General features: G+C 45.9%; 7 protein-coding genes. All 7 read right to left on the reverse strand.

The window, feature by feature from the left end; all coding sequences use genetic code 11:
- Positions 1 to 97: 97 nt before the first annotated feature.
- Positions 98 to 955, reverse strand: a complete 858-nt coding sequence (locus J2Z49_RS14355) for a DNA adenine methylase (RefSeq protein WP_307403821.1) — start codon at positions 953 to 955, stop codon at positions 98 to 100.
- A gap of 13 nt (positions 956 to 968) precedes the next feature.
- On the reverse strand, positions 969 to 2,315 hold the full coding sequence (locus J2Z49_RS14360) for a hypothetical protein (protein WP_307403823.1): 1,347 nt from the start codon (positions 2,313 to 2,315) through the stop codon (positions 969 to 971).
- Positions 2,316 to 2,381: 66 nt separating this feature from the next.
- On the reverse strand, positions 2,382 to 3,236 hold the full coding sequence (locus J2Z49_RS14365) for a tyrosine-type recombinase/integrase (protein ID WP_307403825.1): 855 nt from the start codon (positions 3,234 to 3,236) through the stop codon (positions 2,382 to 2,384).
- Positions 3,237 to 3,671: a PD-(D/E)XK nuclease superfamily protein gene (locus J2Z49_RS14370; protein ID WP_121450148.1), complete on the reverse strand. Its 435-nt coding sequence runs from the start codon at positions 3,669 to 3,671 to the stop codon at positions 3,237 to 3,239. It lies immediately after the preceding gene.
- A 15-nt stretch (positions 3,672 to 3,686) separates the two neighbouring features.
- Positions 3,687 to 4,532: a DNA adenine methylase gene (locus tag J2Z49_RS14375; protein ID WP_165859218.1), complete on the reverse strand. Its 846-nt coding sequence runs from the start codon at positions 4,530 to 4,532 to the stop codon at positions 3,687 to 3,689.
- 142 nt (positions 4,533 to 4,674) lie between these two features.
- Positions 4,675 to 5,913: a S8 family peptidase gene (locus tag J2Z49_RS14380; RefSeq protein ID WP_307403830.1), complete on the reverse strand. Its 1,239-nt coding sequence runs from the start codon at positions 5,911 to 5,913 to the stop codon at positions 4,675 to 4,677.
- Between the two features lie 417 nt (positions 5,914 to 6,330).
- Positions 6,331 to 7,206: an RpnC/YadD family protein gene (locus J2Z49_RS14385; protein ID WP_307403833.1), complete on the reverse strand. Its 876-nt coding sequence runs from the start codon at positions 7,204 to 7,206 to the stop codon at positions 6,331 to 6,333.
- Positions 7,207 to 7,609 lie beyond the last annotated feature (403 nt).

Here is a 7,609-nt window from a genome sequence, read left to right on the forward strand (position 1 = left end):
TTGGTAAAACGGTGGAAGTGGATCACTTTTACTTTATCATTGGTGGATCACTTTCACATTATCAGGTGGATCAATTTTATATTGACAAACGCAGATACTATGCAAATAAATCATAAACAGATTCTGGTATTGAAATCTGGTGACTAAAAATAACCACTTCTTGCCCCTTATAACATTTGTTAGCACTATAATTTAAATTATAAATCATCTGTCGATAATTATGATAGAAAGCTTTAATTTCATTAACATTATCATAAGTTATAACCCAAAATTTATCTTCGACCTTAGTTATAAATTCAGCTATTCTTTTATGATCATCATAATTATAGTAATTTAAATATAAATCCTTACCTTTATTAAAGTATGGAGGATCAAGATAAATCAAAGTTTTATACGGGGTTGTTGGCAAAATGTCACTTAAAAAATCCATGGCGTCTTTGTTTGCTAAATATATCCTATCCTTATATAGTGCAATTCTTTCAATTCGTTTGATTAATTCAACCTTATTATACCGTGCGTCAATTTTCCATTTTCCATTTTGATTTATTCCGCCAATCACCCCCCCTTTATTCAATATACCAGATCTATTAGTCCTGTTTAGAAAAAAAGCAGCAAAACCAAGGTCAATTGTTGACACATTATCTTGATTATAATAAATCAGTCTTTGTCTCTTCCATTCATCCATATTAACTGGAGTATCGTATATTTTCTTACATAATATTTCAGTTTCATTTAATACTGAAAACCAAAATGAATATATTGCCCTGTCAATATCATTTATAAAAACTTTTATTACATATTCATTTATTAAAAGGTCAAGGGCCACTGAAGCACCACCACAATATGGTTCAATGTAATAACCATCACATAGCATGTTTGCTTCGCAAAGCAATTTAAAAAAACGACCTAGTTTCGCTTTGCCACCAGGATAACGTAATGGCGAATAGTATTGCATATTATCATATCCTTTATATCTGATTCCATAGTGTTATAATAAATGGCTCAATGTTATCCCATACTAGCTTTAAATCACTTGCAATTGGATTAAAGTTTTTATTATGTATATAAGAATGAAACGTATTTATTGACATTATATTATTAGGATCAGATACCGAAGTCTTAATACCTTTTGACTGATGTTTGTCTAAGTAGCCATTTGCCTCAAGATAATCTGCAACTGCTTGAACCTTAATATGTAATTTTGTATCCTTATCCATTTTGGGTAATTTATATTTTTCTATAAAGGCATCAATAGACAATTCAATAAATACTCTGAATAAAACAGCTCCTGCATTACAAAAATTATCTAAATCAAGATCTTTTAGCTCTCGGTATATTTTGTTTATTCTTGGATTATTGATAGGTATTATACAACTTTTCGGTATTAACGTCTTTCTTTTTGTTGATAATGGTTTATTTCTCTGCCTCGTTGGACCCCTTTCTTTTTTGTTTCTTTCAAGGGTCAACGCAGACATTAATTCCCACTTCTGGTCTAGTGTTTTTGTTTTATCAGGTATATCATTTTTTGTAAAACTTTCGATATAATTCAACCTATCATCTTTGTAGTATATTTGTTTTACAGTAAAATCATCTCGTAATAAATCATTAACAATCCTCTTTAAGGGCTTAATTACTTCATCAGGTTCTAATCTAGAAACCACTTTTCCATTTTCAATTTCAATACCTATCATTCCTCTTACATCCGGATCAGATAGCAACCTTTGCAGACTTGATAATGGGACTTCTTTTAATTGTTTTTTAAACTCTTCTTCAATATTATCTTGATTCTTTAGAAATTCAATTACTTGCAATGAATATTTAGCTTTACCCTCCATTCTTTCTTCAAACCTTGCTTTTTGTTGAGCATCCCAGCTTACCGTACCAATTCCATCATTTTCACCTGTATGCTTTAATCTTATCCACTTATAAGATTCTTTTTCATCCGAAAATATTATGCAAGGAATTTCAACTATTGGATTCTTCTCAAAGCTTTCATTAAGTTGCTTAAATTTTCTATATAACGATTTGTGTTTTTCTAATATAAGGTTTGGATTATTTAATAACTTCAAGGCAACAATTCGTCTATTGCCTTCAAGTACAACAAATTGCGATTCATTTTTTTCATAAGGGGTTACCATAATTAAATCAGATGGATTTAATCCATTAGCAAGAATATCCTCAGCCAGTTTCACGAGTTTATCTTTTTGCTCTTCAATCATAAGCTGTATTGCCTCTTGTTGGTTTGATACCATCTCATATCTTGGATTTTCAGTATTGACTAGCAACGATGTTAATGGTATTAATTTAATCTCCATTGTTAACACCTCTCTTCTTGCTTACATCAGTAAAGTCGTTAACTTTTTAGCCATCTAATAAATACTCTACTCCCACGCCAGCTTTTCTACCGCTCTTTCTAAATCTTTCGCCCCTGGCCTGGTATATCTTGCTGTCGTGTTCAGGCTAGTATGTCCGGCCAGCACGGCCACCAGATCTAAACTCTCCCCTGCATCCACCAGCATCTTGCAGAAGGTGTGCCGCAACTGGTGAGGCGTGACTTCCACCCCCGCCAGCCGAGCGTATTTCTCCAGAACCTTTTCGGCAGTCCGGGCGGTCATGTGTTCTTTTCGCCCGGGAAAAAGCCAGTCACCGCCGGGATGGACGGCCAGCCACTCCTGGATTATCCTCCGGACCGTAACGTTCAACGGCACTTCCCTGCGTTTTCCACCCTTGCCCTCCCGGACCGTCACCCAGCCTGAGCGCTCCCGGATTACCACGTCTTCCACATGCAGCGATACCGCCTCGGAGATCCGCAGGCCGGCGTGCAGTAGAATCGCCAGCAACGCCCGGTCCCTGGGAATGCCGTACTTCTGTACCGCTCTCATCAGTGCTCCCAATTCCTGTCTTGTGAGCCACCTGGGAGCTCCACGCTGCTCCGGGACCCTCTTAATACCCTCCGTCGGATCGGAAGGAATCAGGCCATTGGACGCAGCCCACGAAAAAAAGGACGACAGGGCATCCAGATGAAGGTTTATTGTAGCCGGCTTGCGATTCCTGCTTAACAGGTATCGACGGTAATCAGCTACATCCAGCGCTGTGACGAAGGCCGGGTCGAATGGAGATCCGGTTGTATCCTCCAACCATCTCATGAAACTGCGCAAGGCTCCTGTATATGCTGTTATGGTTCTCAAAGAACAATTACGACCCTTCAAGTGTACAATAAACCCATCCAGTACCAACTACAGCTCCCCCTTGTTGGCACGGGCAAGAAAATCTTCCAGGGATAAAACTTCCACCAGGTGACCATCAGCAAAAATCTCACGGTGCTTATTTTGCAGCAAAAAGCTGCGCGCCTTTTCGGAAAAGCCGGTTCCACCAAGAACTACATAAGCCTTGCGATACTCGTCCGAATTTCGAATAATGGAAATAAGGCTTGCTATATCATACAGAAGTTTTTGTTCTACCGTCCCACGAATCTGTTGCCATTTTGCACTGACTATGATTCCACCGGTATCGTCCTGAACGACAAAATCAGCCTGGTAGGCAGATCCAAAAAGTTGATTTCCTACTGTCACATGGGTTTGAAACCGCCCCGAATAGTGTATATCAAGAACCGGCCTGATAACCTGTTCCCAAACGGCCCCTGTTTTGGTTCCTTTCCCGCCCGGTGACAATCTCCCCACCCCCGGTTAACTATAGTTACGGATAACCAGTTCCGCTATCGGTCCCCGCTTATCGGCCCGGCAGTTAATAGCTCTTTTCGCGTAAACCACCTGTATATCATAGTTTTTATAAAGCTCGCGTATGAAAGGCGTATCAGAATTGCTCAACATGACCAGGCAACCCCTCCGGTCCAGTTCCCGAAACACCTCCGCCAGGCGCCGCTGGTCGTCTTCTCCAAATGCATCGGGAGTATAGCTGGTGAAATTGGCTGTTTCCGAAAGCGGATGGTAGGGCGGGTCCAGGTAAACGAAAGCTCCCGGAGCTGTGCAGTCCAGAATCCGGCTGAAGTCGCCGCAGATTATCTCCGCCCTTTTCAAAGCCACGCTTACCAGGCGGAGGTTCGGCTCATCCACTATTTTGGGGTTCTTGTAGCGCCCGAAGGGTACGTTGTGTTGCCCCCGGCTGTTTACACGCCATAACCCGTTATAACCAGTCTTGTTCAGGTAGAGAAATCTTGAGGCCCGCTCCACGGGAGTTAGCTGACCGGGATCAAGGGCACGGATGCGGTAGTAGTATTCCGCAGTATTTTCGTGCCTTCTCAGGTCCTGTAGAAGGGCCTCCAGGTCGTCCCGTACGACCAGGTAGAAATTGATTAACTCATCATTGCTGTCTATTAACACCGCCCTGGGGGGTAACAGGTGGAAGAAAACCGCCCCGCCGCCGACAAAAGGCTCAACGTAGAGGCTGTACTCTCTTTTAGGAAACAACGGTTCGAACTGGGGTATAAGCTGGGATTTCCCCCCTGCCCACTTGACGGGGGGTCTGGGACTTTCTTCCTTTGCCTGTGCATGGTATGTCTCGTACACAACCATCTCCCCCCTGAGTTAACTTATGCGAACAAAAAATTCGCCCTTAAAAGGGCGTCTTCCTGCATCTTATGCGAATTTTTCCAGGATATTTTTCACATAAGGAATCTTATGTGAAATTTTAATTTATCCTCTACAGCCCGTTTTTCTAATGCACAGCATTATATGCATTTACCCGTCCGTAAGCCCAGTAAGTGCCAGTCCCGGCAATGCGGTCGGCAGTGCTTTCGATGCGCTTCCGCACGGCCTGGTTACCGGTACCGTACTTCGAAGCCCAGACCAGCGCGGCCACACCGGAAACATGCGGCGTAGCCATAGAAGTGCCGTCCAGTGCACCGTAACCCGTAACCCCCAGGTAGCTACCGACGACGCTGGGGTGGTTGGGAAGGGTCGAAAAGATATTTACGCCAGGAGCTGCCACAGTGACCCACTTTCCATAGCTTGAAAAAGCGGCCTTCTGGTCGTTAGCGTCCGTGGCAGCCACAGCAATGCAGTTCTTATAGGCCGCAGGGTAAAGCGGTTGTTTGGAGCCTTCGTTTCCCGCTGCCGCCACGAGCACCGCGCCTTTAGACCAGGCGTAGTTGACTGCTTGTTCGAGAAGCCTGGACGGTTGCGTGCCGCCAAGACTCATGTTGATCACCCTGGCTCCGTTGTCAACTGCCCATACAATCCCCTCCGCAATCCAGCTGTAGTAACCGCTCCCCGTGTCGTCCAGAACCTTCACGTTCATCAGGGAAGCGTTGTACGCCGTACCTGCAATACCTTTTTCGTTGTTGCCAACAGCGGCAGCAATCCCGGCCACGTGAGTCCCGTGACCAAAAAAGTCGTCAACTGTCGGACTGATTGTAAAATTTACGTTCCCAACAATCTTACCTGCCATGTCCTCGTGATCCTGGTCAATACCCGTGTCAAGGATGGCAATTTTCACTGACGGACTGCTGGCTGTAACGTCCCAGGCTTCCGGCGCATCAATGTCCGCGTCAGGTTTGCCCCCGGTCTGGCCGGTGTTGTTCATATCCCACTGTTTGGAAAAGTAAGAGTCGTTGGGAATTTCCAGTGCTTTCGCCACGCAGTCAGGCTCCGCAAATTCCACCGAACCTTCTCTCTGGTATGCATCCGCCTTTTCCTTCGCTTTTTCCGCAGGTACTTCCACCACCTGGACGCCCAGGGCAGGGATTTCCCTGACCACCCTGCCGCCGTGCATCGCGTGCACCTTCCTCTTCACTGCATCGTCCGTGCCCGCCTTGAATTTTACCACCACCCGGCTGGGTGCAGTCCCACCCCCGAAGTTCCTCAGCGGAACTACTGCCGCGAACAAAGGTGTACCCAATACGGTTAATCCAAACACCAGACTGACAATAACCGAAAAAATTTTCCTACACATCATCAGACACCCCTCTTAAATTTTTACTTTGGAATCAGCTTATTTCCTATTCTTCTTCCCCCCTTTTCTCTGGTTGCTCATCTGCATCTTCCAGCTCGAAGTTCATGTCATATTCTAAGAATCTGTCTGGCGCGCACTCCGGTACAAACACTGCTTTACTACAAGGATGACCCCGTAAAACACCAGCACGGTAAACTCTTCGTCCCAGGGCGGCGCGGGCAGAACAACGAATCCTTACCAGAGGTATCTCCTTGACCTAAAAAAACAAAAGCCAGCTGCCCTGGCGATTTTTATTCCAAATACACCAGTACGACTGTTCGATACTTGCAAACCGTTAATTCTCGTGGTCCTTGTCGATCCACTTCTCCAGGATACCGTCAAACAGCGGATGCTTCCATCTTGCTCACCTCAGCACGCCTCTCAGTTTGAGGTGAGGATATCACTTAGAATAGCCAAGAATTCTTCCAGGCTTTTAATCCTTACTGCACGGCGGAAAAGCATTTTTAGTGTATCCATTTCCTCAATCGCCCGCAGTTTTACCGCCAGTTCACCCGGGTATCGCCCGATCTTTTCCTCCAAAACTTCGAGAATTGCTTCGATACGGTCTTCTCTTGACCCCTTTTGAATTCCTTCGTTGATCCACTTCTCCCGGATACCTTCAAACAGCGGGGACGCTTCCATCTTGCTCACCTCGATGTTCTTAAGAATTACCTCGTCTGGAATTTTCCCCAGATGAGCGAACAGTGCCAGGCCGACGTACAGGTCAGGAACCCATTCCGCCGGGGCTTCCCTTATGCGTCTCGCGCAACGGGCCATCAGCTCTTCGTCCGACAATTGCCGCTGCATCAGCGGAACCAGGGGTACAATCCCCACCGGCCCGTACCTCAAAACGTCCCCGGCCGGCAGGTCGGCCAGGTTGATCACCCGGTAGCTGAAGGCCACCACTGTCAGGTCAAGGCAGTCAAAACCGTATCCGCCTTCCTGCGGCCTGCCGGTCAGGTTGAGCACCACCGGGTAAACGGGCTTCTTGTATTCCCGGTGTTGCATGGCCGTGTATTCCAGCAACCGCAAGGGTATTTCCCTGTCGGGTCGGGTCTGGATTTCCATGAGCATGATATATTCATACCCGTCCTCGCAAACGTTAAGCAGTACGTCCGATTCCCGCTTGACGGCTACGGCCTCTTTTTCCAGCCGTTCAACCCTGTCGGCGGACATACCGCGCACCAGGTGGACAAAGTGGGATGAGTACCGTTCAACCAGAGCTTTAATGATAAGGTCATATTCCTGCAATATCATCACCGGCCCTTTAGTTGATTATAACCCGTTTTCCGTAAAATTGCCAGCGGTTTCGGGGTGGACGTGTTAGCTATCCTTTTGTGAAGTACCGCCATTCCCTAACCCAGTCCCCCCAGCTTTGCGTTCCATGCCTGCCCTACGGCTGCACTCTTTATACGGCCGGAGCTGTTCTTCCATTTCGTCCGCTTTCCACCACAATTCGCGATTGTACCCCCGCCGGCCTCCACCGCGGCCAGTCTTGAAACGTCCTTAGCATTTATGTTCCCGGCTTTCCTGGCTGATCGTTGCCGCCGTGCCATATTCCGTTGCTGTCAATTCTCACTTTAATTTAGCCCAACCCCTGCCCATTTTCGCAGACTAAACAATCTGCAACTATTTCCGATACCAGAATAATCTGCAACTG

It is taken from the genome of Desulfofundulus luciae (assembly GCF_030813795.1).
Taxonomy (GTDB): Bacteria; Bacillota; Desulfotomaculia; order Desulfotomaculales; family Desulfovirgulaceae; genus Desulfofundulus; species Desulfofundulus luciae.